The 23,696-nt window shown below is 50.0% G+C and carries 29 protein-coding genes and 1 pseudogene; 6 read left to right on the plus strand and 24 right to left on the minus strand.

The window, feature by feature from the left end; genetic code table 11:
• Positions 1 to 2: 2 nt before the first annotated feature.
• From MKY12_RS16155 to MKY12_RS16200, 10 genes are all read right to left on the minus strand, one after another.
• Positions 3 to 308 carry a hypothetical protein gene (locus MKY12_RS16155; protein ID WP_339314673.1) on the minus strand — a complete coding sequence of 102 codons (306 nt, stop codon included), beginning with the start codon at positions 306 to 308 and terminating at the stop codon, positions 3 to 5.
• 11 nt (positions 309 to 319) lie between these two features.
• Positions 320 to 1,222: a recombinase RecT gene (locus MKY12_RS16160; RefSeq protein ID WP_339314675.1), complete on the minus strand. Its 903-nt coding sequence runs from the start codon at positions 1,220 to 1,222 to the stop codon at positions 320 to 322.
• The gene (locus MKY12_RS16165) at positions 1,222 to 2,094 is read right to left on the minus strand and encodes a YqaJ viral recombinase family protein (RefSeq protein ID WP_339314677.1); all 873 of its coding nucleotides are present in this window, start codon (positions 2,092 to 2,094) and stop codon (positions 1,222 to 1,224) included. The genes MKY12_RS16160 and MKY12_RS16165 overlap by 1 nt, the downstream gene beginning before the upstream one ends.
• The gene (locus tag MKY12_RS16170) at positions 2,091 to 2,252 is read right to left on the minus strand and encodes a hypothetical protein (protein ID WP_339314679.1); all 162 of its coding nucleotides are present in this window, start codon (positions 2,250 to 2,252) and stop codon (positions 2,091 to 2,093) included. The genes MKY12_RS16165 and MKY12_RS16170 overlap by 4 nt, the downstream gene beginning before the upstream one ends.
• A 122-nt stretch (positions 2,253 to 2,374) precedes the next feature.
• The gene (locus tag MKY12_RS16175; protein WP_339314681.1) at positions 2,375 to 2,632 is read right to left on the minus strand and encodes a hypothetical protein; all 258 of its coding nucleotides are present in this window, start codon (positions 2,630 to 2,632) and stop codon (positions 2,375 to 2,377) included.
• Positions 2,629 to 2,907: a hypothetical protein gene (locus tag MKY12_RS16180; protein ID WP_339314683.1), complete on the minus strand. Its 279-nt coding sequence runs from the start codon at positions 2,905 to 2,907 to the stop codon at positions 2,629 to 2,631. The genes MKY12_RS16175 and MKY12_RS16180 overlap by 4 nt, the downstream gene beginning before the upstream one ends.
• Positions 2,904 to 3,155: a hypothetical protein gene (locus MKY12_RS16185; protein WP_339314685.1), complete on the minus strand. Its 252-nt coding sequence runs from the start codon at positions 3,153 to 3,155 to the stop codon at positions 2,904 to 2,906. The genes MKY12_RS16180 and MKY12_RS16185 overlap by 4 nt, the downstream gene beginning before the upstream one ends.
• Positions 3,156 to 3,158: 3 nt before the next feature.
• Positions 3,159 to 3,416, minus strand: coding sequence for a helix-turn-helix transcriptional regulator (locus MKY12_RS16190; protein ID WP_339314687.1), 258 nt, complete (start codon positions 3,414 to 3,416; stop codon positions 3,159 to 3,161).
• A gap of 155 nt (positions 3,417 to 3,571) precedes the next feature.
• Positions 3,572 to 3,886 (minus strand): DNA-binding protein, encoded by a 315-nt coding sequence (locus tag MKY12_RS16195; protein WP_339314689.1) that lies wholly within the window; start codon positions 3,884 to 3,886, stop codon positions 3,572 to 3,574.
• A complete protein-coding gene (locus MKY12_RS16200) occupies positions 3,887 to 4,111 on the minus strand; it encodes a helix-turn-helix transcriptional regulator (RefSeq protein WP_339314691.1) in 225 nt (74 codons plus the stop codon).
• A 167-nt stretch (positions 4,112 to 4,278) separates the two neighbouring features.
• On the opposite strand from MKY12_RS16200, the gene MKY12_RS16205 reads away from it, so the two are divergent.
• Positions 4,279 to 4,632, plus strand: coding sequence for a helix-turn-helix transcriptional regulator (locus MKY12_RS16205; protein ID WP_339314693.1), 354 nt, complete (start codon positions 4,279 to 4,281; stop codon positions 4,630 to 4,632).
• Between the two features lie 682 nt (positions 4,633 to 5,314).
• On the opposite strand, the gene MKY12_RS16210 is transcribed toward MKY12_RS16205, so the two are convergent.
• Positions 5,315 to 5,647 (minus strand): hypothetical protein, encoded by a 333-nt coding sequence (locus tag MKY12_RS16210; protein WP_339314695.1) that lies wholly within the window; start codon positions 5,645 to 5,647, stop codon positions 5,315 to 5,317.
• Positions 5,648 to 5,783: 136 nt separating this feature from the next.
• Here MKY12_RS16210 and MKY12_RS16215 point away from each other — a divergent pair, with 136 nt between their 5' ends.
• The 3 genes and pseudogenes from MKY12_RS16215 to MKY12_RS16225 all read left to right on the plus strand — a co-directional run.
• Positions 5,784 to 6,800, plus strand: coding sequence for a DUF2569 family protein (locus MKY12_RS16215; RefSeq protein WP_339314697.1), 1,017 nt, complete (start codon positions 5,784 to 5,786; stop codon positions 6,798 to 6,800).
• Between the two features lie 15 nt (positions 6,801 to 6,815).
• Positions 6,816 to 8,093 carry a site-specific integrase gene (locus tag MKY12_RS16220; RefSeq protein ID WP_339314699.1) on the plus strand — a complete coding sequence of 426 codons (1,278 nt, stop codon included), beginning with the start codon at positions 6,816 to 6,818 and terminating at the stop codon, positions 8,091 to 8,093.
• A gap of 98 nt (positions 8,094 to 8,191) precedes the next feature.
• Positions 8,192 to 8,800: pseudogene (locus MKY12_RS16225) on the plus strand (alpha/beta hydrolase); the annotation flags it as partial.
• Positions 8,801 to 8,940: 140 nt separating this feature from the next.
• Here the strand turns inward: MKY12_RS16225 and MKY12_RS16230 are convergent.
• From MKY12_RS16230 to MKY12_RS16245, 4 genes are all read right to left on the minus strand, one after another.
• Positions 8,941 to 9,297, minus strand: coding sequence for a hypothetical protein (locus tag MKY12_RS16230; RefSeq protein ID WP_339314701.1), 357 nt, complete (start codon positions 9,295 to 9,297; stop codon positions 8,941 to 8,943).
• 112 nt (positions 9,298 to 9,409) lie between these two features.
• Positions 9,410 to 10,630 carry an aminotransferase class I/II-fold pyridoxal phosphate-dependent enzyme gene (locus tag MKY12_RS16235; RefSeq protein WP_339314703.1) on the minus strand — a complete coding sequence of 407 codons (1,221 nt, stop codon included), beginning with the start codon at positions 10,628 to 10,630 and terminating at the stop codon, positions 9,410 to 9,412.
• A 267-nt stretch (positions 10,631 to 10,897) separates the two neighbouring features.
• On the minus strand, positions 10,898 to 11,278 hold the full coding sequence (locus MKY12_RS16240; protein WP_339314705.1) for an AAA family ATPase: 381 nt from the start codon (positions 11,276 to 11,278) through the stop codon (positions 10,898 to 10,900).
• 207 nt (positions 11,279 to 11,485) lie between these two features.
• On the minus strand, positions 11,486 to 11,839 hold the full coding sequence (locus MKY12_RS16245) for a hypothetical protein (RefSeq protein ID WP_209873795.1): 354 nt from the start codon (positions 11,837 to 11,839) through the stop codon (positions 11,486 to 11,488).
• A gap of 122 nt (positions 11,840 to 11,961) precedes the next feature.
• On the opposite strand from MKY12_RS16245, the gene MKY12_RS16250 reads away from it, so the two are divergent.
• Entirely contained in the window at positions 11,962 to 12,135 is a 174-nt protein-coding gene (locus MKY12_RS16250) for a hypothetical protein (protein ID WP_209873793.1), read from the plus strand.
• Positions 12,136 to 12,215: 80 nt separating this feature from the next.
• On the opposite strand, the gene MKY12_RS16255 is transcribed toward MKY12_RS16250, so the two are convergent.
• Positions 12,216 to 14,000, minus strand: coding sequence for an ABC transporter substrate-binding protein (locus MKY12_RS16255; protein ID WP_339314707.1), 1,785 nt, complete (start codon positions 13,998 to 14,000; stop codon positions 12,216 to 12,218).
• A 144-nt stretch (positions 14,001 to 14,144) separates the two neighbouring features.
• Here MKY12_RS16255 and MKY12_RS16260 point away from each other — a divergent pair, with 144 nt between their 5' ends.
• Positions 14,145 to 15,386, plus strand: a complete 1,242-nt coding sequence (locus MKY12_RS16260; RefSeq protein ID WP_339248843.1) for an MFS transporter — start codon at positions 14,145 to 14,147, stop codon at positions 15,384 to 15,386.
• A gap of 161 nt (positions 15,387 to 15,547) precedes the next feature.
• Here MKY12_RS16260 and MKY12_RS16265 read toward each other — a convergent pair whose 3' ends face one another.
• The 8 genes from MKY12_RS16265 to MKY12_RS16300 all read right to left on the minus strand — a co-directional run bounded on the left by MKY12_RS16265 (position 15,548) and on the right by MKY12_RS16300 (position 23,640).
• Positions 15,548 to 15,709, minus strand: coding sequence for a hypothetical protein (locus tag MKY12_RS16265; protein ID WP_339314709.1), 162 nt, complete (start codon positions 15,707 to 15,709; stop codon positions 15,548 to 15,550).
• A 38-nt stretch (positions 15,710 to 15,747) separates the two neighbouring features.
• Positions 15,748 to 17,097: an FAD-dependent oxidoreductase gene (locus MKY12_RS16270; protein WP_339248844.1), complete on the minus strand. Its 1,350-nt coding sequence runs from the start codon at positions 17,095 to 17,097 to the stop codon at positions 15,748 to 15,750.
• A 13-nt stretch (positions 17,098 to 17,110) separates the two neighbouring features.
• On the minus strand, positions 17,111 to 17,959 hold the full coding sequence (locus tag MKY12_RS16275; protein WP_339314711.1) for a carbohydrate ABC transporter permease: 849 nt from the start codon (positions 17,957 to 17,959) through the stop codon (positions 17,111 to 17,113).
• Entirely contained in the window at positions 17,943 to 18,857 is a 915-nt protein-coding gene (locus tag MKY12_RS16280) for a sugar ABC transporter permease (protein WP_036726527.1), read from the minus strand. The genes MKY12_RS16275 and MKY12_RS16280 overlap by 17 nt, the downstream gene beginning before the upstream one ends.
• An 18-nt stretch (positions 18,858 to 18,875) precedes the next feature.
• On the minus strand, positions 18,876 to 19,568 hold the full coding sequence (locus MKY12_RS16285; protein WP_339248845.1) for a hypothetical protein: 693 nt from the start codon (positions 19,566 to 19,568) through the stop codon (positions 18,876 to 18,878).
• Between the two features lie 86 nt (positions 19,569 to 19,654).
• On the minus strand, positions 19,655 to 20,944 hold the full coding sequence (locus tag MKY12_RS16290; RefSeq protein ID WP_339248846.1) for a sugar ABC transporter substrate-binding protein: 1,290 nt from the start codon (positions 20,942 to 20,944) through the stop codon (positions 19,655 to 19,657).
• A 130-nt stretch (positions 20,945 to 21,074) separates the two neighbouring features.
• Positions 21,075 to 21,842, minus strand: a complete 768-nt coding sequence (locus MKY12_RS16295) for a response regulator (protein ID WP_339248847.1) — start codon at positions 21,840 to 21,842, stop codon at positions 21,075 to 21,077.
• A complete protein-coding gene (locus MKY12_RS16300; protein WP_339314713.1) occupies positions 21,835 to 23,640 on the minus strand; it encodes a sensor histidine kinase in 1,806 nt (601 codons plus the stop codon). The genes MKY12_RS16295 and MKY12_RS16300 overlap by 8 nt, the downstream gene beginning before the upstream one ends.
• Positions 23,641 to 23,696: the final 56 nt, after the last annotated feature.

Raw genomic sequence — 23,696 nt, forward strand, 5'->3', positions numbered from 1 at the left:
TCTCACCCCGCCTGATAAAGCTTCTGTCTGTATTCCTCCAGCCACTCGCGGCCTTCCTTCGTGTTATCGCCCCAAAAATGACAGTCCGCGCAGAGCATTGCAATGTCCTTGGCTGTCGTTCGCGGGATCTTCCAGCGCCGCATGAGGTGCGCTGCCTGGAGTGGGTCGCCACGTTTGCAGCTCTCACAACATCCGTCAGCGCGTTCTTCTGCTTCGGCGTACACTTCATTACTGATTGCCCCGCGTTGCTTCGCTGTGAGCGTCTGGCGCTTGTTGTATAGCTGCTGTGCCTTGCTGTATGCTGGCATGATGTCGCCTCCTATTCAGTAAGCGGTAATTCTTCTTGCCCTTCGGTAACTTCCGGTTCGTAACCCTGTGCTGAAAAATCAGTAACGTCGATAACCTCACTCATGTCGTCTGCCACTTCGCGCTTAATTGTTCCATCTGAAGAGATAGCCCTTTGCAGATTTACAGATTCTTGTGTCGTGCTCTTTGGAAGCTTTTTATCACACAAGGCCATCAGAACGGTCTTCAGTGCCATAGAATCAAAATCATCTTTCCAAGGACCATACAATTCTTTATTTTTCTGTGATTTAGAAAATTTCAGAGCATGTTTTAAAACCGCATCCTTGCTCATAACCGTGCAAACAAACCCGCCGCCTTTCATTACTGCATAGGCATAGTAAGCGTATGGTTCGCCACGGTCCCCTTTGAAATTTGGAGTGTGCTTGAATGTTCCGTTGTTTCCTTTCTCGTAAACAACAGTGTCATTCTCGCAAATCGTGTCAAACTCCAGTTCAGAAACCAGGCCGCTATTCCATACCAGTTTCGCAATTCCCCGGTATCCTGGCTGGAACTGCGCTTCATCCACCCAAGTATCGCGGCCGTCTACTACTCTCTTATTTTTATAGGGAATGATATGCGCTTCTTTTAAAGGGGTGTTTGGCTCCAACCCAAGTTGAGCAGATTGCATCAGAGCCGCTACGATGCTCATTCCGTCACATTTCATTAGTTTCGGGTTTGTTCTCACTACGGTAATTGCCACGCGGACAAATCGTTCAACGCCTACATGTTCAGGTAAAGCGCGCTTGAACTCTTTCTCCATTGATTGGATAAGATCAAACACCGTCTTTGGCTTCTCGGCCGGAGGTTGAGCTCCAGCCTTTGCTGCCAGTTGAGCACCAAGGTCTTTCTGATTAACTACCTTCGGATCTACTGCCATTATTCGTCTCCTCCGATCACCCGGAAGGACCGGATGCCTTTTTTATTTGCTTTCCACGTAAATTTAAGGTCGCCTTGCCAGTAAGCCTGTTCCTTGTTCTGCATAATGCCTTTGATCTGGTTCTTCGCTGTCTCTTCCTGCATCTCGGCTACTTTGATTAGCTGCCGGGCCTCTGCAAGAGACTTTATGATGGGATAAGCCTCTTCGGGTAAATCTACCGTTGAATCGGCAACACTGTCTTTGTAAGTGGTCTTCAGATAATTCGTGTCCTGATGACTGAGCGCTGGTGGCTGCTGTGCTAAAATGTTGTTGGTCCAAAATTCTTCTTCTATAGTAATCAAGTTTTTAATGAGTTCTTCGTCACGCTCAATGACTCTCCATTGAAAGTCCCAGCCGCCTATCAGTACCGCGATGTACCAGCGGTCCGCATTCGTGACGGCCATGTAGTGATTCGCTTGCAGGATGTACTCTGTAGGGGCTGTAGTGCCTTCCCAGTCCCCTTTTGCATACTCCCCGGTGTTCTTGCATTCAAGCCCGGCGTTCTGTCCTGGTAGCCATCTGTCGATGTTTGCCAGCATGTGCGGGTGTCGGGGATGTTGGAAGATAGCGTTCTGCCGAATAACCTTCATCCCGGTCTCTTCCGCGAACCAATCCGCGACCACCGGCTCCAAGATGCGTCCAGCCTTCATTTTTGGATTGTCCTCGATCGGCGGGATCTCCCCGAGCTTATCCAGGTACACCTCCATGGGAGACTTGTAACGGCTTAGCCCGCAGATGGCGGCGATGTCCGACCCACCAAGCCCGGTACGGCGCCATTGCAGCCAATCATCATGGGACATTTCAAGAGTACTGACTAATCGGTTTGTTCTCATTGCGCTTTCGCCTCCTCTTGAAGTTCATCCGGTCGGAATACCGGGAAGTCAACCGTCCACCAGCTATTCTGGCCTTCTCCGTTCTCCAGGTCCTTCGCATATTGCTCCATCCAGTACGCTTGATTGCGCAGATATTCAATGTAAGTATTTTTGTCCATCACGCTCACCCCTTAGATAAAGTCGCTGATGCTCATGCCGTTGTATTCGTATTGCTCCGTCAGTGTCGGCCACCATTCGGCCAGTTCCTCGTGCTCTTCTTGCTCCTGCAGCTCCTCGTCATTCATAGTAAGCTCGCCTCCAGTGCGTCCAGTTTCTCGCATATGTCCATGTGCCATTCGGTGTCGCCCATCTCGTAGGCCATGAAGGACAGGGCCTTAAGCGAGTCGTTGTTGAACACCAGCAGCAGATTATCCTTCAATAGCGGCATGATCAGTTTCATCTCGGCTTCTCCGATGATCATGTTCCCTTTGACGTCCGTGCACATCAGCGTGTAAAAGGCCAACTGACGATGAATCTTGTGGATGGCTACCATGCTCATGGTCTAAACCTCCTCATTTCGATTTGGGATAGCTCAGCTTCAAATGCGTTTTTAATCTCTTTGGGCAGCAGTTCCTCGCATACCCGGAACATTTGATCCCATTTGGCTTGTGTCTTTTCCTTCAGCTCCAGGGCGATCATGTAATGCCAGATTTCCTTATCACGGTCCCACCGGGTATCATTTACTTTGAATATTGCGTCAAACCACTCCTGCCGGACCCTCACGTACTCGTGGGCCAGTGCTACGGCGAAATCTTTGATATCCTGTTCTGTCATGCCTTGCTCACCTGCTCCGACTCAGGTATAATTGGGTTAAGAAAATTTACTGATCCGAAGAAATGGCTGCCATGCCCGGCGGCTATTTTTTTATGTCTGGCCTCTGCAATCTCACGTTCTAAGGTGAACGTCTTGTATTTCAGCGATGCATCTAACTCAGGTGTTAGCATCCCCTTAGCGTTCAACGCCCGGTAGATTCTAACGGTCCGGGTAATTTCATCCCGCGCTGCTCTGAAATCGTATTCCATCTGTTAAGCCCTCACTTCCTGTGATTGATTCATTATGTGCTGTATGATTTTGATGCCTTCAATGCCGTAAAAGTAAGCAACCATGACTTCCTGTGATTGCGTCTTGTCTACCCATTCCTTGAATGTGGATACATCCGGCGTCTGGCGTCCGTTTTCAATTCGGCTGATTGTCGCCTGATCCATCTGCATCTCTTCGCCCATATCTTCCTGCGTGAGTCCCGCTCTTTCTCGGCATGCGCGCATAATTGATCCGACTACCATCGTCAACCCTCCCTTCATGAGATTTTTGCATATGCCGTATTCTCATGGGACAAGGGCGACCTCTATGCTATTCTTTAGATAAGAGGTCACCAACCCTTATCCCCCACACGTTTTCCCCAGCCCGCCGCAGTGTGTACATGCTCGGCGGGTTTCCCTCATCTTGCTTTCCTTGCGTTCCATCCAACTCCGGCATTCTTGCTCACCCACTCGGTATTTTCTTCAGCCCATTGCAGCAGCAGCTTTGTCATAACTCTCGGATGACCGAATTCTCTCGTTACTGGAAAGTCCGGCCGGTTGAACAACTCTGCTGTCTTGCTTTCCCCGATATCCATTAGCCTCATGAACTCGGTCCGGCTTAGGAAAGGTTTTAGCTCGGTTTCCACTTTCACCGCGTGCGTTTCGATGGTATCCACCACCACCTGACGGATCAGGGCGGCTAGGTCCTCGCTGTCCATCACGACTACGGCCATTTAGATCACCTCCTGTTTCTGACTCGTTTTGCGTCCAACATCTGCAAAAAAAAGGTTCATATCAAAACCAAGTGCATTTGCAATCAGCTTAGCTGCTTTTCCACTGGCCCCCTTGGTGCCTTGCTCAATATCAGCATAATAGCTCCTAGATATTCCAGTAATTTCAGCAACCTGCTGCTGCGTTAAACCCTTAGTTTTTCTGAACTGTACCAACCAATGACGCATGATGCACACCTCCTTGACTCGTTTTGCGTCCTGTGGGGATGTCTTTATTATATGACTCGTTTTGCGTCATGTCAACACGTATTTTTACCTTTTTGACGAGATTTGAAGAGTTTATTTTATGATTCAATTTGCGTCGGTATAATGAATTATAGAAATGAGGTGATTCGGTGCTTAGCGAGAGGTTGTCGTTGTTGCGCAAAGAAAAGAAGTTAACACAAAAGGAATTGTCTCAAAAGTTAAAGATGGCAAGAACCACTTATTCGGGATATGAAAATGGATCTAGGGAGCCAGACAACGAAACGCTTAATAAATTTGCAGAATTTTACAATGTATCAACAGATTATTTACTAGGAAGAACAGACATAAAGGAAGGCGATTTAGGGGATTCACCATCTATTTATAAAGCTGACTACACAGAATATGTGATTAAAGAGATGGTGAATAAATATAAAATTGACCTTAGCGATCCGCATAAGAAAGAAGTATTGGAAAAAATGATCAGAATTGTTGCTGAGGACTAACATATTCCTCTATACATTTTCGCATAAACCTATAAACGTCTTCAGCGTCTTGCTCGTCCAATTCTTCAAGCTCATCACACAAGATTACAAACTCTTCTTTCATAGATGTCACCATCCTTGGAGGCGGAATATTGTCAATCTTAACACAAGAACAAGTGTTCGGTAAATGAGAAGCTTGTGCGTATTGCTGATTAAGTCAATGAGACGGTTGTACGCATTTCAAATTAAATATAAAGTAAGGTGGCCGTGCGATGGAACCCGTTCCCGTGCGCTGCCGCATTCCCGATTTGCTGATTCGCATCGGCAAGGACCAAAAATGGTTGTCAATCGTTACCGAAGTGAGTGAACCGCGAATATCGGAAATCTGCAACCTTAGATTTTACAACATCTCTATCAAAAGAGCTGTGTTGTTCGCTTATCACCTCCGTTGTAGTGTGGATGACCTGTTTGAATGGGAATGGCGGTAAGCAGAGTAGCTTTGCTACTCCCACCGGGAATTACGATATTTCGTAAGGATTCAATATTTCGTGCTTGCACCAAAACCAAAATGACTCGTGGGACATACATAAACTATATCAAATAATATCATGAAAATGCTGTCATTTGATGTCGAAAAAAATAAACCTGTGTCACCCCCCTATAGCACCATTATAGGGGTTGACTTCGGCTTATTCAGTCGCTACTATACCTGTTTCTTTACTTTTATTCTCCGGCCTCCGATAAATGTAACTATAGACCCATTATTGCGAACTGTTTCTGTTTTTGCTATTTTACGGGTGTTAACTACTGCATCACCCATCATCTCATAGCCATAGTGACCGCATATTTTGGCGATATCCGCCAGGGTGGTCAACGGGAGGTAGGTTCCATCGTTGGTGTCAAATGCCAGGATCTTGGCTGAGTTACTGGAGCGTTGGGATAAGGTGATCGCATTGATCTCTTCGATGAGGTCCAGTTCCCGGAAGTCGCTATCTTCACCGGTGCGTCCCTCTTGTTTGACTGCTAGTATTTTCATGGTGTAGGGTTTCTCCTTTTTTTTTCAGAATGACACTATATTACGATAAGGGGATGATAAGTTCATTGCATAATTTCTGACAGGGTTTTTATAGAAAAATAGCACAGCCTATGTGCATTATAAGGGGAATTATTGGATGGTTGGTATTTTTGCTATATTTGGAATGGTGATTGGGGCATTTGTTTATTCTTCTTATTTTGGAGACCAAGTAGATACGTTTAATGCTATTATTTTTGTTGCTGGATTTGGAGGTATTTCAGCGCTAATTGGATACTTGGTTGATATTTTTGTGAAGAGGATTAGAAGAAACAGGCCAAAGACACAGACTGCAATGGTTGTCAAAGAACCTTTGTGTGGGTTTGGTGGATGGTTATATTTTTATGTATTCGGTCTATTGTACTTCTTATATAAAACTATAAGGTTCGCATATGATAATGTTTTATTATTCAACACAGAACGATTTAAAATGATCATTTCCCCAGAGAGTGAATACTATAATAAATTAATACATTTTTCTTCTGTATTTGAACTATCGACTCAAATATTGATTATTTTTCTCGCTTTGGCAATCTTGTATTTCTGCATACGAAAAAACATTAAGTTCAAAATATTATCCATCATCTACATATCGCTCAACGTTGCATTACAACTAACTTTATTTGCGTTAAAAGTTGCAATCGAACGTGATATGGGGGATATCATATACGATGATTATGGTCTTTATTCTGGAATATACGGGTCTGTTATTTATGCTGCTATTTGGATACCATACTTTGTTTTTTCCAAACGAGTAAAAAGAACATATCTAAAAACTACTAAACTTCATGTTTCTACAGAAGTCAACGATGATCAAGATAAGAGAGGTTTTCTTGTTAACCTAATTTTATCAATGGGAATTTTACTAGCCTTTTCCTATTGGGTATTAGGATCAATAGTATATATTTGGTCTCTGATTATAGCCTTGTCAAACGCCGGAATCGTAGGTTTTTTCGTTACTCTTTGCATGCCATTCCTATCGCAAGCTTACTGGCTGTATAAAGAATTTATCTCTAGTGGTTTCAACTCTAATTATGTAATCTTCACTTCAATATCTATAGGATTTTGGGTTATTTTCAATCTCTTTTATGCAATCGTAAATAGAAAAACCAACTAAAGGAGCGATCCCCCAATGATCAAGCCCAAAAAGGAGCGCAACTCCGTACCCGTCCCCAAGAAGATACCCGCCAACAACAAACAGGGCTACAAGTGGCGTCTGGTCATTGAGGGTCCGCCCGATCCAGTGACCGGTGAACGGACGCAGATTCCCCGGGTGCGGGACACCATAGGCGAGGTTAAGGCAGCCTGTAAGGAAGAGTATGACCGCCTTGCAGCCGGAATTAACATGAAGAAGGCTAAGAAGGTTATGGTGGCTGAAGCAGCTGCAGAATGGCGCGAGGAGTATAGCAAGAAGATTGACAAAGATTCTACCATGGATGTCCGGGACCGAGGGATTACGCTCCTAAACGGATACATTGGCGATTTGCCTATATCGAAAATAACCAAGAAGCAGTACCAAGGCATGATTGATAAGATGAGCACCGCAGGGCGTAGAGTCAAAGACAAAGAGAACCCCGGCCAGTACATCTACAAACCTTATGCGATCAATACAATCAAAATCGTAGACAGCGCAGCAAATATGATTTTTGAATGGGCAGTTAAGGAAGGACTGAGGAAGGATAACCCGAGTAAAGGTGCGATCATCAAATCCAAGCCGCTGACCGTTGAAGAGATTGAAGGGGAAGACATCGAGGCTTCCTACTTGGAGCGCGAAGAATTGCGTATCTTCCTGGATGCTGCGACGAACCATGGACTGGAACGAGACATGGAGACCTTTTATCTCCTGGCCTTCTCCGGCCTTAGGTCAGGCGAACTATGTGGCCTGAAGTGGACAGACATTAATTTTGAGACAACCATGCTTCGAGTTACTAAAACGCTGTACAACCCGAACAACAACATGACGGAATATAAGTTAACGCCGCCTAAGACTAAAGGGTCCATACGAACATTCAATTTAGATCAGGCCATCATCAAGCTGCTACAGACTTACCAGGAACGGCAGCGATATACCCATCAAAGGTACAAGGATCAGTTTGGGGAGCACCATACAAAGAATTTTGTGTTCTGCAGGCCGAATGGCTACCCTTATAATCCGATGGATGTGAACGAACGAATGGCCCGGCTCTTAAAATATACAAACATCAAGAAACATGCTACGCCTCATATCTTTCGGCACACTCACATCAGTATGCTCACCGAGGCTGGTGTCGATCTGCTGAACATTATGAAACGAGTCGGTCATGAAGACGATAAAACCACCGTTAGAATTTATACACATGTCACGAACAAGATGAAAAAGGACGATGCCAGCAAGCTGAATATTGAGTTCGGCGACCTTCTGAAACTGTAGAATTTGAGGCTGTTGTGATTTTCGAGTGATTTTGCATGTAATTAACTTCGAAAAAAACCTTTATTACCAATGGTTTAAGGGCTCTTTACGAAACGCCAATAGTATTCCCGGAATACAGCCTGTCCCCGGAAGCCAAATATCCTACGGCCATTGAAGAAATCTACGCAGTCCTGGAATGGATTGCTAGTGAAGGCTCCACGTACGGACTGGATGCATCCAGGCTGAGTGTCGCCGGGGACAGTGTCGGCGGTAACATGACTGCTGCCATCACCCTGATGGCTAAAGAACGCAGCGGTCCGGCCATCTCTAAGCAATTGCTTTTCTATCCGGTTACAGATGCTTCCTTCGATACTGAATCGTATCATCAGTTCGCAGAAGGATATTTCCTCCAGCGCGAAGGCATGAAATGGTTCTGGCATCAATATACCACCGATCCTGAGGAGCGGGCACAGATTACGGCCTCTCCGCTGCGGGCCAGTCTGGACCAGCTTAGCGGTCTGCCGGAAGCCTTGATTATCACAGGTGAAGCCGATGTGCTTCGTGATGAAGGGGAGGCCTATGCGAATAAGCTTCGCGAAGCAGGCGTTCCCGTTACGGCTGTGCGCTTCCAGGGCATTATCCACGATTTCGTGATGCTGAACGCGCTGGCTGACACTAAGGCTAACCAAGGAGCTTTGCTGCTAGCAACGGCATGGTTGAAGGACTAAGTCACTAGAATATAACTATGTAAAAATAAAGCAAGCCCGTACCGGAGAATTCCAGTGCGGGCTTGCTTACATATATGAGGTTGCCGGAACCGGCAGCAGTGCGGTTTAGACTACCTGCTTCGAAGCAACCTGCGGTCCGTCTATTTCCGCTGGGAATAGAACTCCGCTGCTTTGATCAGCATATCCTTCAGTGAACCAAAAGAAGTCGTCTTCGCTACATGCTCATCGAGCTGATCCGACGGGAGCGATTTTATCTCCTCTGCTGATCCGGCAGAGAATCCTCCTTTTTGCAGCAGATCCTTCAAGGACTCGAAGGGAGTGAACTTTTGCAAAAAAGAACTCGATAGCAGTTGCTCCAGCGGCAGCTTCTGCAGAAGTTGCTCGAAAGGCAGCTTGTTTAGCGGTAATTTCTGCAGCAGCTCGTAGGCACGGCCTTCTTTGAGGGAACCGACTACTCCTTGTATTTTATCGCCTAATCCTCCAATGTTAAATCCCATAAGGTCAACCTCCTGAAAATCTGTAGTTGATCCTTATTACCCCGAATTCAGATCAGCGAATTATACAAGTTAACATAATGTTGATTATGTTACTCAACAGCACTTCTCAACCTCACCTGCCCGAACGCAGAAACTCCCCGATCCTTCTGGCGGCTTCCAGCAGACGTTCTTCCTCCTCTACCAGTGCAATTCGCACATACCCTTCCCCCTGGCTGCCAAAAGCATCTCCCGGAATAACCGCTACTCCGGTTCTCAGCAGCAGGTCATGCGCGAAGCGGCGCGAGCTTCTGGCTTCACCCTTATTCCCATAGGCATCCGGCAGCCTTGCCCAAATAAACATAGTAGCTTCCGGCGAGGGGACTGCCCACCCTTCAAGCTGCAGCGCCTCTACCAGAAGATTCCGCCGCCTCTCATACAGTACAGCCACTCCTTGGTCCGGCCCGGAGTCCATCGCTTGCTCTAGCGCCACAACCGCAGCTTCTTGAATCGGCTCGAAGACACCGTAATCCACATTGCTTTTCAGCTCCCGCAGCGCCCCGACGGCCTGAGCATTGCCTGTCATGAAGCCGATGCGGCATCCGGCCATGTTGAAGCTTTTGGAGAAGGAATGAAATTCAACGGCGATATCCCGCGCCCCCGGTACCTGGAGGATGCTGATCGGCCAGTAACCATCGAAGCCCATCTCTGAATACGCCAGATCATGCACGACCAGCACCTCCCACTTACGGGCAAGCTCCACGAGCCGCTCCATATAAGCCAGATCCACAGTAACCGAAATCGGATTGCCGGGAAAGCTGAGCAGCATAAAAGATGCTTCCCGCCAGACCTCATCAGGAATACTCTCCAGATCCGGCCGGAACGCATTCTCCTCTAGAAGCGGCAGCGGCCAAGACCTAACCCCCGCTATTGCGAGCGCTCCTGAATAAATGGGATAACCAGGGTCAGGTACAATCGCCAGATCACCGGGATTGCAGATGGCCAGGGCCAGATGCGCCAGCCCGTCCTGCGAACCCATCAGGGACACAATTTCCTCCTCCGGGTCTACCTCCGCGCCAAATCGCCACTGCATCCATCTCGCCGCCTGATTGCGCAGCGCTGTACTCCCCTTGGATGACGGATAGGCATAACTGTCTTCCCGCAGTACTGCTTGACTTAATGCCTGACGGATCTCCGGCAGAGGCGCCCGGTCCGGACTGCCAATTCCAAGATCGATGATGTCCAGTCCCGATTGCCGGGCTTCTGACTTCCATGCCGCCACCTCGGCAAAGATCGAGGATCCCAGATGAGACAGTTTGTCTGATCTCCATTTATGCTGCTTGCTGCTATGAATCAATGGACTCCCTCCAGCGTATGTTTTTCAATGCCGTTTCCACTTGATAGTATAGCATGGGTTCCACACTCCGAAGAGGAGAAAGAACAGATGAACTTTTTGGATGGGTAATAATCCCATTATTAATATATTATTCTAGCAAAAACATTCGATTTAAGGTGACAACTAGTTCGAGAAGTCATATAAAAGTCCCTTAGAAGTGAAACAGCGTATAATTTATGTTATACGCTGTTTTTTCGATGTTATTATGCGCCTTCATCGCTATCTTTTTTAATTCCCGCCAGCAATCATATGTAGGAACTCTTTTATGATGACATCAATCTCCTTGCCGTTCGTATTCAGCTTTTGTGTATTCATTTCTTTGTAATTCTCTAACCTGTTAATGCTATTTTCAATTTCACTCTCGCTCCTCTCATCCTGACGCATACGCTTTATCAATTCTTCCTCAGAGCACATTAACGTAACTTTTATTAGCTCATATTCATTTCCTTTTAAGCCTGCAAGAATTTCATCGAATATGCTTTCCTTATGAATCACCCAAGAGAAGAAGACATACTTGAACATGGAATTCTCAAGGTACTGATTGAGCATATAATGGATGTTATTCATTACCATCGTTTTGTTCTCTTCGGTAACCTCCCAGGGGTTCATTAACCATCACCAATCTCCATCAAGCCATACGGAATGTTCTAATTCTTTATACAGCTTACTGACAATCGTACTTTTTCCGACTCCCATGGTTCCGTTTACGATTACAAGCTTTTTCATAATGCCCTCCTTCGAATAATTGACCAGCAGCTCCTAAATAGCAAAAATGCCCTGCATGGATTAGTCCAAGGCAAGGCATTTCCTATTAGTCTATGAAGATTGGGAGAACTGGGTTAATCCGCGTTCGGTTAGTTCTTTCTGCCGCCGCGTTAACTCTTCCAAATTGTACAGTCTTTCGGACATGTACTCAACATGCTGAAGCAAGGATGCGAATCCCAGTATGAAGATGCTTGAGACTGCGCCGCTAACCCAGAATGTTACCATGAATCCCCAGGAAAATGTCTTATCATCAAATGAAAATTCCGGCTCCGGTGCAAAAATATTACCTGCTACGATCCCCCCAATGAAGGCTGCTGCAATAGTTATGTAGGCTACCCATTTCAATGCTTTTACCACTACGTTTCCTCCAAGCTCTATAGTATAAAACCACTTTACCAGATTCATACAATAGAGTAAACAAACAATTCATTAGATTCCTTTATGCCGCAATAAAAATGCATCTCCGTCGAATCGCCGCTGCCACCCGGGCATAGGATAGAGTATTACAGACGAAAGTGGGAATTCACATGTCCAAGAATAAGCGCGGTAAAGCACTTTACAGTACCCCCTCCCGGGCCAGGGGCACCTGTCCGATCTGCGGAAGCACCCGGATTAAGCTTTTGTATTTCGGCAAAGGCCCGGAGGGTGAGAAGCTGACGGTCTGCAAGAAATGTGACGGCAAGCAGCAGCAAGCGGTCTGAACTACGGCTTAAGCGCTAACCGCATCACGCACAAAAAAACGGCCTGCTCCCCCTTCAGGAGAGCAGCCGTTTCTTTGTGCCTACTCAAACCCCGATTTCACCCACAGCTTGGAGATATCCAAAAATCCGAAGGAGCCGGGCTCCAGTCCGAACAGATTCTGACTTAATTGCGCTTTTTTATTCATATGACAGCCATACAGTACCCAATCGTTATCACGCAGCTTGCCTTCTGCCAGCTCCAGTATCTCTGCCCTCTCCCCGGCGGCCAGCCGGGCGAAAGGCTTCAGCACCTCTGTGAGCTCAGATTTCTGGCTGTCCAGCAGCAGGTGATGCAGATAATTCGACTCATTACGAAAATAATTAATCATCCCCCACTGCCAGTCATCCTCCAGTACTTCTTCGCAGATCACAAGATCCGCTTGGTTCACCAAGTCCGGCAGATCATAATCCCCTAAAGGATACAGCTCAAGCTGTAATCCAATTTTCCTGCTGCGCTCCTGAAGCCAATTCGCCTCATCCTGATCCTCTTTACAGGCCCGGTAGGCCAACTTAACTGCCTCTCCTCTGTATCCGCCTTCCTCAAGCAGCGCCCGCGCTTCCTCCAATTGCGGCTCAGCGAACTCATACTTGCTGCTCTGCCAGGGAAGGAAGCTGTCTGCCGGCATAATCCGGTTGCCTCCCAGCTCACGAATCAGGGCAAGCTGATTATAGAGGATACGCATGGCCTGCCGGACTGCAGGATGATGGTGTACGCCTTCTTTTCTAAAATTAAACAGAATGTATCTGCACCCGACAGCCGGATAATCGATATTATGACTCCTCCCGTCCTCCGCTGCCGGCAAGCTGTTCAGACTGGTACTGGCACCCGTCAGCTGATATTGTCGTACCCCCGAGGCCAAATGCGGCAGGTACCAGATCTCGACCCGGTCCAGCAAAGGGCGTATTCCATAGTAGAAATCGTAGGCACCGAGTACAAGCACATCCTGACTCAGATCCACTACCTGATAAGGCCCCGTGCCGACAGGATGCACAGCGAAATCCACATCGTATGGAACAATCGACATATAGATCGAGCTGAACAGATGCAGGAAGAAGAAATTAGGCTGCACCAGATCGAACCGTATAACGTAGTCCCCCTCCAGCTCCACATGAATGATATCCTCAAAATGACAGATCGCCGGACTTTTAAGCCCGATCAGACGCTGTAGGGTTTCTTTTACATCCCTTGAAGTCATCATGCGGCCGTGGTGGAATCGCACCCCCTTGCGGAGATAGAACAGGTAGCTTGTACTGCTCTCGTTAGCCTCCCACGTGTGGGCCAGCCCCGGCAGGAAAACCTCGTTCTGTGCATCATAGGTAATCAGGGTACTGCAAACATGCCCCAGCAAATAGGTCTCAAAAGCGGTGTATACGGTGGCCGGGTCCAGCTTCTCCATCGCACGGTTACGGGAGATTCGCAGCACCTCCTGCCCGGATATGGAGCCGGGTTCTCTCCAGAAGCCCATTTGCTTATCGAGAACCGCCAGCAGGCGTTCTTTGAGCGGCTCGTTAACCGGGTATTGACCAATCAATTCGATGGCAGGCTTAATCCGGCCTTTGCTGACGAGCTCCTGAAATCTCTCCTCCAGCACCTCATCTATATGACGCAAAAAAGTCATCTGCGAGCGATTTCCTCTCCCTCTTCCGGGTATCCAGGCAATCAGCTGCTGCTCCTCCAGCTTCCGCAGAATAAACTTCACATTGCGCGGTGTGCAGCACAGGATACCTGTCAACTGCTCAATCGTCACCGGAATCGGCTGCTGGAGGTTATATGCCGGAGCCAGGGCTGCGGTCAAACAAAGATAATGTGTACTGCTGGTATCCATGTTCTCAAGCTCCTTTTAAAAGGTGAAAAGTGACATGTAATTCTTACACTTTTATTTCCCCCTTTGTTCTATACAATTATACATAATCATTCGCTAAGAAGCATGCTTCAAATTCAAACCATTGACTAGGAGACAGGGATTCAAATGAAACAACATCTGCGCCACATTCACCCGCTGGCCTGGACCATCATCATTGGAACGATGTTCGGCCGGCTGGTTACTTCAATGAGCATTCCTTTTCTCTCGATCTATCTCACGCAGGTGCTTGGAGCTTCCGCTACCCAAACCGGGTTCACGGTGGCCGTCAGCTCGCTGGCAGGGGTAATGATCAGCTTCTACGGCGGTTATATCTCGGATGTGATCGGGCGCCGGATCGTCATGCTGGTCTCCGTGTTCGGCTGGGCCTGCGTATTCTTCGGCTTCGCCGCAGCGCAGCATTTATGGGTGTTTTTCTTGGTGAACACGCTCAATGGACTGTGTCGCGCCGTATTTGAACCAACTTCACGGGCATTATTGTCAGATATCACCCCGCCGGAGCAAAAGCTGCTGGTCTTCAATCTGCGGTATGCCGCGGTGAATCTGGGTGTGGTCTTCGGCCCGATTATCGGCCTCCAGCTCGGCTCCGCCAAGTCCACCTTCCCGTTCGTGATCGCAGGGATTGTCTATATCGCCTATGGACTTGTTCTGTTCCTGCAATTCTCGGTGCACCGTGCCAGCCTGCCTGTTCATGGAGAAGTGCGGACGCCGAAGCTGCTGGATGCGCTCGCGGTCACCGGAAGGGATAAGGTATTTCTGCCTGTTCTGCTGGGAACCATCTTCTGCGTCCTCGGGTATGGCCACTTTAGCTCTACACTGGCGCAATTTCTGGCGATGAACACCCATTTCAGCAATGGCAGCCAAGTCTTCTCTTACATGCTGTCGCTTAATGCAGTCACGGTGCTGGTCGTACAGTATCCCATCGTGCGTACAGCCAGCAAGTTCGCGCCGATTATCCCGCTCATTCTGGGCAATGTCTGCGTAGCCCTTAGTCTGCTGCTGTTCGGAATGCCCGGAGGGGTGCCCCTGCTGATGTTCAGCGTGGTTCTGTTCACGGTCGGGGAGGTTCTGCTCTTCACGATGATGGATATGCTGATCGACCGGATTGCCAAGCCGGAGTGGAAAGGCACCTATTTCGGCACGATCGGCTTCAATAATCTGGGCAGCGTAATGGCACCTATTCTCGGAGGACTGCTGCTGGATCAGTTCGGCGCTCTGAACGGGCCCGCTGTGTTCGTACCGCTTGCGCTGACCACGGCGCTCGGCCTTCCTTTCCTGATTACCGCTCATAAAAGACTCCGCATCCGCGAGCTTGCTGAAGTAAGTGCGCAGCGTGAGCTTGGTGCTTGAGCTATGTGAGACGAAAATAAACCCCAGACCTGCTGTAAGGCGGATTTGGGGTTTATTAATATATACTTATCATTGTTTTTAACTCTTATGATCGTTAATAAGTTAACATAATAATTATTATGTCGCAAATAATAATTATACTGCAACTAAACGCCGCTGCACTAGCCCAATGTGGTCGGTTTTTCGACTACATTCCGCCCACGAACCCTCCCAGTGTCCAATGTGGTCGGTTTTCCGACTACATTCCGCCTACGAACCATCCCAGTGCCCAATGTAATCGGTTTTCCGACTACATTCCGCCTACGAACCATCCCAGTGCCCAATGTAATCGGTTTTCCGATTACATTCCCGCTCCGCAGCTCTATAAAACTACCCCATCCCGCTTCAGCTGCTCCTGCAGCTGAAGGATATCGAGCGCCTGCGGCTTCACCCCGGCAGCCGCCGCGAGCGCCGCAGCTGTTCCGGCCGCCTGACCCGTGGCCATGCAGCTTGGCGTCAGCCGGGTCGTGGCTAGCGCTTCGTGCGAGGTCGAGATGCATCGGCCTGCGGCCAGCAGATTGGACACATTGGCGGATAGCAGACAGCCGTATGGAATATCGTACGCGCCGTCTCCGGCGATGAAGGAGGCTGTGACCCCCTTGCCGGACGGATCGTGAATGTCGATCGGGTAGCCGCTGCGGGCAATGACATCACTGAACTTGCGGCCTTCTACGACATCCTCCTTGCTCAGCTGGTAGTAGCCTTTGATCCGCCGCGATTCGCGGATGCCGATCTGCGGCGCAACCGCTGAGATTGAGGCCCGTTCGAAGCCCGGAACATCGCGCTTCAGAAACTCGGCCATGAGCAACACCTGCTTGCGGCCCTCCTGCTCCGCCAAGGTCAGATCCTCCGCATTCGTTGCGTCCAGCCCCTGGACACGGGTGCAGTTGATCAACACCTCATCGTCTGCCGGACCGGCAAAGAACAACACCTGGTCACGGTTGATCGGCACCTCGGCCCGTTTCCATTGCGAGTAGAATCCGCTTACCCCGGTCAATGGCAGGTCCGGCAGCTCGGCAATCGGCGTTTTGCTGTAGAACTCTTCGGGATGGCTGATCATATACGCTTTGACCTTGTGCAGATCAACGCCGCGCATTCTGAACTTCATCGTCATCGGCTGGGAACGGTTATCCCCCTCCCGGCCTTGCAGCGTTTCGGCCCCGGACAGCTTGGCTACGTCGGCATCTCCGCTGCAATCCACGAAGATGCGCCCTTTGATAGGCGTACGCCCGGATTTATTAGTCACTACCACATGTTCGATCACGCCGTCACGGGTCATCACCTCATCCACAAAGCTGTGCAGAAGCAGCTTCACTCCCGCTTCATGCAGCATATCTGTAGCTACCACTTGATAAATCTCAGGATGGTATGGCGTCAGCGTATGGACGAAGCCGACCGTATCCCGCAGGTGGCCCGGCGAACCGCCGTTTGCCTGCAGCCGGTCTACAATTTCCTGGGCGATGCCCTTGATAACCTGCTCGCCGCTATCGGTATGAAAGGTCATCCACGGATAGACCATAGCAGCGGTAGACATCCCGCCCACGAATCCGTAACGTTCAATGAGCACCGTCTGCGCCCCCAGCCGTCCGGCAGCAATGGCCGCCGTGATTCCTGCCGGGCCTCCCCCCACGACAACGACATCTGCCTCTATTGCAGGATTCATATCATCCACTCCTTTATGTGTGCTATTCCTTCAGCCCCGTCATAGCTACGCCCTCGATGAACCGCTTCTGCGCCATGAAAAAGACGATCAGCAGCGGCACGATGGCCATGACGGTGGCGCTCATCAGGTAATGCCAGGAAGTGCCCACTTCATCTGTAAACAACGATAATCCCAGCGGCAAGGTCATCAGCTCACGCGTATTAATGAAAATAAGCGGGTCGAAGAACTCATTCCAGATGGACACGAACGTGAAGATCGTCAGTGTCGCCATGCCGGGACGGGCAATCGGCAGCATAATTGTCCAGTAAATGCGGAACCGGCTGCAGCCGTCGATCATCGCCGCCTCCTCAAGCTCCGTGGGTACAGTAATGAAGAATTGCCGCATGACGAAGATTCCGAACACGCCGCTTGCGCCGAAGATCGGCAGCAGAATCAGCGGCAGATGCGTGTCAATCCAGCCCAGGTCGCGCATGAACAGGAACATCGGGATCGCCGTCACTTCATGCGGGATCATCATGGCGCTGAGCAGCACCAGAAACACAGCATTTCTGCCTGTGAAGGGAATTTTGGCAAAAGCATAACCGGCCAGCGAAGCGAAAAATACCGTTCCCGCCACGACGACAAACGAGATATAGACACTGTTAAAATAGAAGCGGTGAAACGGGATCAGTGTAAAGACATCCACATAATTCTGAAACTGGAATACCGGCGGAATCAACTGCGGCGGGTAGGTGAAAATATCCTGCGGCCGTTTGAAGGAAGTGGACAGCATCCACAGAAACGGAACAAGCATAATCAGCGATACCGCCGTTAATGCAGCATACACTCCTGCTACAGACAGCCTTTTGCTGGTGTTAGGCGTCGCCTTCATTGAATACCCACCTCTTTCGCAGCTGCCACTGCAGCAGAGTCAAGATCAACACGACAAAGAACAACACAAATGCCAGCGCCGAAGCGTAGCCCATCTGGAACAGCTTGAACGCTTTTTCCCAGATGTAATAGACCAGCACCTTGGTGCTGTTACTCGGTCCGCCCTGGGTCATGACATAGATCTGGCCGAACACCTTCAGCGAGCCGATTACGGTCATCACCACGGTCAGAAATACGGTGGGCGTAATCATAGGCAGGGTCACGTTGAAAAAGGTTTTGGTCTTGCCTGCCCCGTCCAGCTCAGCCGCCTCATATAACGAACGCGATACCTGCTGGATCGCAGCGATGAAGAGCACCATATTTAGGCCCACGTTCTTCAGTACACTTGTCACAATAACGGCTGGCATCGCCAGTCTCTCATCATACAGCCAGGCGGCTCCTTTAATGTTGAACAACATCAGCAGCTGATTGATCAGCCCGGAATCGGTGGCGAACATATACTTCCAGACGATGGACCATACAATCAGCGAAGTCATCACGGGAACGAAGATCGCGGTGCGGAAGATGCCGATGCCCTTCAAGCTTCGGGATAACAGCAGCGCCAGCATCAGAGCCAGCACAATGTTAAACGGCACCAGACCCAGCGTGAAATAAGCCGTGTTGCCGAAGACCTTCCAGAACAGCGGGTCCACCGCAATATCCTTGTAATTATCCAGACCGACAAACCGGTGCCCGCCAAGCAGCGGCCAGTCATTTAAGCTCATATAGAGCGCTTTCCCCATTGGAAATAACAATAATAACGTGAACCCGAGCAGCATTGGCGATATAAAAAGCCATCCGGTCACCTGTGCCTCGCGGGCAAGCGGACCCTTGTTTCGTCTCTTGACCTTTCTGTTCATGCCGGAATTCACCGCCCCCTAGCTCAATTTGTCTATAGCACCACGGAACGAGCTAACCGCACGCCGCAGCTCCTCCTCTGTCTTGCCCGTCACCACCGCACCTAACATGATCGCTTTCACTCCCGCGCGCTGCAAGGAAGGTACATCTCCTGTAAGCAGCTTACGCTGGGAAGGCACCAGCACGGGAAGACCGGAATGGTCGGCCAAATACCGGTATTTCAGCAGATCTGCGAAGCTAAGTCCCGTACCGTATTCGCTGCCAGGCACAATTGAAGCTTCAAGCGCCGTGATCCCGAATTGCGCCCCTGCCTGAACCTGACTGAGATCATAGGTGTCATTAATGGCAAAGGTCCGGTCCAAGCCGTGATCCTCCAGCATAAAGGGCGGCAGATGATGGGCATAGATCGAATAGAAATCGAACCCGAGCGGAGCAAGCCGCCTAATCTCTTCTTCCGCCACACCTTCTAAGCTGCCTGAAGGAACTACCCCCAAGGGACCGTCAAAGGAAGAGCGGATCTCGCTAAAAATGTCTTCATAGCTGTCAAGCGGACCGAAATGCGTACCGCTGGCCCGGTGGCCGACATTAAAATGAACCTTCAATGCATCCGCGCCTTCCTCAAGCGCTGCCTTTGCCAGTCTTACATCATTGGCAGGAAGGCTGATGATCAAGGACAAGCCGCTTTGCTCCAATCTTTGCTGCAATTTACCCATTGTATTTCGCTCCCCATTTCGGGAGGTCCGTCAAGCCGGACGCTGCACTCTGCTGAACGCCGGTTGACGGCCCCTTGCCCGGAGTCTTATTTCAAAATAGCCTCGACATCGCTCTGCATCTTCGCCATATTGTCCTTGGCGGACGCGGACCTGCCGAACAGGCGGTCAAAGCCTTGCAGCACCGCATTGTCGATATCCTGCCAGCGGATGTGGCCTGGAATGATGCGCGCCTTCGGCATTTCATCGATAACCGCTTGCACGATGTGCTCAGCTGGCGGGTTGTTCGGCTGATTCAGGAACGCATCAGAATTGAGCACCGATTTGCGCGGAGGTACGAAATAGGTGGATGTCGCCTCAATGCCTGACTGGCTGGCGAACAGCTTGAGCAGCTTTTTGGCTTCCTCCGGATGCTTGCTGTCCTTGAACAGCGTATAACCTGCTTGGCCCAGCATCGGAACACTGCCTGCGGAGCCGGACGGCATCGGAGCAATGCTCCATTCAAACCCTTTAATGTCACGCGCTTTCGAGACATAGCTGTAGTTGTCGAAGAACATGCCCAGATTCCCTGCGTCGAAGCTGATCTGCTCGCCTGCTTTCGGGTGGGATTCGTCCTCATACATCATCCGCTCCAGCAGCTCCATCGTTTCTACGCCGTACTGATCATTCCAGGTGAATGCGGTCAGATCCTCATTGAACGGGCCGCTTCCATAAGACCACGCGTACGAAGATAGAATCGCCCAGGTCTTCCAGTCACGGAAGAAATTCGCGCCATATACCCGGCCCCCAGCGTCTTTGACAGCAATTGCTTTGGCCGATTCCTCAAAGGTCTTCCAGGTCCATTTCCCTTCGGAGGCCAGCGTATTCGGGTCTGTCAGGTTCGCCTTGTCGAACAATGTCTTGTTGTAGAACATGACCACCGGCGGTGTTGAGAACGGCAGGCCCAGCAATTGATCCCCGTCCCGGAACAAGTCTAGTGTGCTCGGAATATAATCGTCCAGGTTAAAGGAAGCATCGTCTTTGAAGGAGGAGACATCCGCCAGAATCCCGTTAGCCTTGAACTGCGGGATCATCCGCTCCGAGACCCAGGCGATATCCGGAAGGGATTTCCCTGCGGCCAGCACCGATATTTTCTGCTGATAATCCGTGAATGGCACCGAATCCATAGTCACCTTAATACCCGGATTGTCTGCTTCGAATTGGCTGATCAGCTTGTTGTACACATCCATATGCCCTTGATTGCCCCACATCAAGAACTTTAACTCCACATCTTCCTGTTTCCCGGGACTCTCGGCATTTCCGCTTGCTGCGGGCTTGGCACAACCTGCCGTTAAACCCAGCAGCATGGCTGAAAGAAGCATTGCTCCTGCTTTTTTCATGAATATCCCCCTTTGATATGTTAGTTTTAATGACTCTTTTAGTATAAAGGAGACGTATTCGGTGTAGAAATCATCCAAAATACAGGAATGGTTCGTTATATTTATGTTTTACGTTAGATTAACTAACACCTCATTCCTGACTATTATATTGATTGCGGTATTCTCCACCCGTCATCCCCGTCTGCTGCTTAAATACCAGCATGAAATGCTTCGGGCTTTGATGGCCGGATAGGCGGGCGACATCATAAATTTTGAGCTGGGTATGGCTGAGCAGCCACTTCGCACGTTCCATCCGGGAATCGGTTACATAGTCTGAATAATTGCAGCCCGCCTCCCCCTTGAACAGCTGGCTCAGATACGTAGCGTTCAGATTGACATGGGAAGCTACCGTCTGCAGGCGCAGATCACCGTCAATATGCAGTCTGATATATTCCTTAACATCCCGTATGATCTTGCGTGTATCTCCTCCGCTCTCCACCCGCAGCGGGCCTGTCGTCTGTTCCAGGGAAGTGATGCCATGACGGTTATCGAGCAGCAGCCGTGCTTTTTCCATCACACTAACCAGCTCATGGCGTTCGACCGGCTTGAGCAGGTAATGGAGGACACCGTATTCAATGGCTTTTTGGGCATATTCAAATTCGCCGTATCCGCTCACAATAATGACCAGCAGCCCGGGATACATCGACTTCACCTTTTCGGCCAGCGCCAGTCCGTCCATTTCCTTCATGCGGATATCGGTAATCATCACATCCGGCAGCTCGGACTTTAAGTACAGGAGCGCCTCCCGTCCGCCCGGCATTTCAGCTGTCACCTCGAAAAAGGGCGCCGACCGGCTAATCAGCTCGCGCATCCCTTGTCTAATCACGATTTCGTCCTCTACGAGCAGCACTTTATACATTCTCTTCTCCCCCTGATTCCGGTATCGTTATCGTAATGGTCACGGCCAGCCCTTGTCCCGGACTTCCGTCAACCGTGAGGCTCCCGCCTTCCCCGTACAGCAGCTTGATCCGCTGGCCGATATTGCGCAGCCCCAGACTCTCCTCCTCGCTGCGCCGGAGCGAATCCATGGAAGGAGATTGTTGGATCTCCCGGTTCAGCGCCGTGAGTTCCTCCTCCTCCAGTCCGTTCCCGTCATCGCGGACCGTAATCAATAGCTCGTTGTCAAAACGCAGCGCTGACACCCAGATCGTCCCTTCTTCGCGCCCGGCGATCCCGTGATCGATGGCATTCTCCACCAGCGGCTGAATAGTAAGCTTCGGTATGCGCAAATGCTGCACTTCCTCTTCAATCTCGTTATGCACCGTCAGCTTCCCGCCGAAACGAATCTGCTGGATACGCACATAGGAGTCTACGAACGCGATCTCCTCTCCCAGCGATACGAGCCGGCCGGCCTTGTCAATCGTATAGCGAAGCAGCTTGCCCAGTGCGGACACCATATCGGATACCTCATCATGCCTGCGCTGGACGGCCATCATATTGATTGATTCCAGCGTATTATAGATAAAATGCGGGTTGATCTGGCTCTGCAGGGCAGACAGCTCAGCCTCCTTTTCCCGGAGTCCAATCACGAGTACCTCATGAAACAGGCGGTTGATTTCCTCCATCATCTTATTAAATCCGCGCCCGAGCTGCCCGAATTCATCTCCCCCCAGCGGACTGACCCGCATGTTGAAATCCCCCCGCTCCACCCTGGACATATTGCTCTTGAGCTCCACCAGAGGGAGGGTGATCCGGTACGATACCGCATAAGCGAGCAACAGCACCGTCACCAGGCAAAAGAGGGCAAGCCATAACGTAAAAATCATCATCGCACGTGATTCCTTCAGCATGACTCCAATGGGAGTGAGACCGATGACGGATAAGCCCGAATACGGGGACTTATGGCTGACAAACAAATAATCTGTGCCTCCCAGCCTCTCCCGCTCCCCGCCATGCAGCTCCTTAATCCGCCCGGAGCCCATAAGCTCGCCGTAGGCCGACTGCCCGTTATCCGGCTTTTGCTCATACAGCAAGCGCTGGTCTCCGTCAATGATCATCAGGTTCGTGGATTGTTCAATCTTCAGCTTCGAGAAGACGGAGCCGAAGGCTGACTGCTTAGCGTCAATGAGTATGTAGCCCAGACGCTTCAGCGTTCTGGGTTCCTTGATCACCCTGGCTACCGAAATATAGGATGAGGGGTCGGTTCCGGCATAATAAGAGGGATGATGCGGAGGAAGAAGGATCCACTCGCCGTCCGACCGTTCCAAGGCGCTGAACCATTCGTCATGCCTGCCATCCCATGAGGTGTTGACTGCCAACGGCTCCACGTTGGAGAACAGGGTTCCGCTGTTGCTCAGCAGATGGATACCCCCGATTTCAGGACGATCGTACGCCTGTGCGGAGGTATATAGCTTCATTTTCTGATAATCATCAGACAGCGCCCATGTGCCTGAGCCCATAGGACCATCGTATTTAGCCAGAATAGATAACACCTGCTCGTCATACAGAGGCATCAGCGACAACCGCTCCAGATCCTTAAGCAGCCTGTCCAGATTGGCGTTGGCCTGTCCGGCGACATCCACCGTATATTGCTTTGTTTTCTCGTTCAAGGTGGAGGAGAAATGACGGTACGTCACCATCCCCTGCACACTTAACGGCAGCAGCGTAAGCATGGTGAACAAGAGCAGCAGTCTGGTACGCATTTTACTTCTTCTCAACCGTAGGATCAGCCTCCGCAGCATCTCATGTCCTCCTTTTGTCAAGTTATCTGACA

It is taken from the genome of Paenibacillus sp. FSL M7-0896, from assembly GCF_037975415.1.
In the GTDB taxonomy this organism is placed as follows: domain Bacteria; phylum Bacillota; class Bacilli; order Paenibacillales; family Paenibacillaceae; genus Paenibacillus_AQ; species Paenibacillus_AQ silagei.

Excerpts from the sequence above, each read along its gene's own strand:
- MKY12_RS16200 (WP_339314691.1), bottom strand. The coding sequence starts at position 4,111 with ATGCGTCATTGGTTGGTACAGTTCAGAAAAACTAAGGGTTTAACGCAG.
- MKY12_RS16240 (WP_339314705.1), bottom strand. The coding sequence starts at position 11,278 with ATGAACCCCTGGGAGGTTACCGAAGAGAACAAAACGATGGTAATGAAT.
- MKY12_RS16255 (WP_339314707.1), bottom strand. The coding sequence starts at position 14,000 with ATGGATACCAGCAGTACACATTATCTTTGTTTGACCGCAGCCCTGGCT.
- MKY12_RS16280 (WP_036726527.1), bottom strand. The coding sequence starts at position 18,857 with ATGAACAGAAAGGTCAAGAGACGAAACAAGGGTCCGCTTGCCCGCGAG.
- MKY12_RS16210 (WP_339314695.1), bottom strand. The coding sequence starts at position 5,647 with ATGAAAATACTAGCAGTCAAACAAGAGGGACGCACCGGTGAAGATAGC.
- MKY12_RS16155 (WP_339314673.1), bottom strand. The coding sequence starts at position 308 with ATGCCAGCATACAGCAAGGCACAGCAGCTATACAACAAGCGCCAGACG.
- MKY12_RS16295 (WP_339248847.1), bottom strand. The coding sequence starts at position 21,842 with ATGTATAAAGTGCTGCTCGTAGAGGACGAAATCGTGATTAGACAAGGG.
- MKY12_RS16165 (WP_339314677.1), bottom strand. The coding sequence starts at position 2,094 with ATGAGAACAAACCGATTAGTCAGTACTCTTGAAATGTCCCATGATGAT.
- MKY12_RS16195 (WP_339314689.1), bottom strand. The coding sequence starts at position 3,886 with ATGGCCGTAGTCGTGATGGACAGCGAGGACCTAGCCGCCCTGATCCGT.
- MKY12_RS16190 (WP_339314687.1), bottom strand. The coding sequence starts at position 3,416 with ATGGTAGTCGGATCAATTATGCGCGCATGCCGAGAAAGAGCGGGACTC.
- MKY12_RS16215 (WP_339314697.1), top strand. The coding sequence starts at position 5,784 with ATGGTTGGTATTTTTGCTATATTTGGAATGGTGATTGGGGCATTTGTT.
- MKY12_RS16250 (WP_209873793.1), top strand. The coding sequence starts at position 11,962 with ATGTCCAAGAATAAGCGCGGTAAAGCACTTTACAGTACCCCCTCCCGG.
- MKY12_RS16180 (WP_339314683.1), bottom strand. The coding sequence starts at position 2,907 with ATGACAGAACAGGATATCAAAGATTTCGCCGTAGCACTGGCCCACGAG.
- MKY12_RS16285 (WP_339248845.1), bottom strand. The coding sequence starts at position 19,568 with ATGGGTAAATTGCAGCAAAGATTGGAGCAAAGCGGCTTGTCCTTGATC.
- MKY12_RS16290 (WP_339248846.1), bottom strand. The coding sequence starts at position 20,944 with ATGAAAAAAGCAGGAGCAATGCTTCTTTCAGCCATGCTGCTGGGTTTA.
- MKY12_RS16275 (WP_339314711.1), bottom strand. The coding sequence starts at position 17,959 with ATGAAGGCGACGCCTAACACCAGCAAAAGGCTGTCTGTAGCAGGAGTG.
- MKY12_RS16230 (WP_339314701.1), bottom strand. The coding sequence starts at position 9,297 with ATGGGATTTAACATTGGAGGATTAGGCGATAAAATACAAGGAGTAGTC.
- MKY12_RS16220 (WP_339314699.1), top strand. The coding sequence starts at position 6,816 with ATGATCAAGCCCAAAAAGGAGCGCAACTCCGTACCCGTCCCCAAGAAG.
- MKY12_RS16185 (WP_339314685.1), bottom strand. The coding sequence starts at position 3,155 with ATGGAATACGATTTCAGAGCAGCGCGGGATGAAATTACCCGGACCGTT.
- MKY12_RS16260 (WP_339248843.1), top strand. The coding sequence starts at position 14,145 with ATGAAACAACATCTGCGCCACATTCACCCGCTGGCCTGGACCATCATC.
- MKY12_RS16160 (WP_339314675.1), bottom strand. The coding sequence starts at position 1,222 with ATGGCAGTAGATCCGAAGGTAGTTAATCAGAAAGACCTTGGTGCTCAA.
- MKY12_RS16245 (WP_209873795.1), bottom strand. The coding sequence starts at position 11,839 with ATGAATCTGGTAAAGTGGTTTTATACTATAGAGCTTGGAGGAAACGTA.
- MKY12_RS16170 (WP_339314679.1), bottom strand. The coding sequence starts at position 2,252 with ATGGACAAAAATACTTACATTGAATATCTGCGCAATCAAGCGTACTGG.
- MKY12_RS16175 (WP_339314681.1), bottom strand. The coding sequence starts at position 2,632 with ATGAGCATGGTAGCCATCCACAAGATTCATCGTCAGTTGGCCTTTTAC.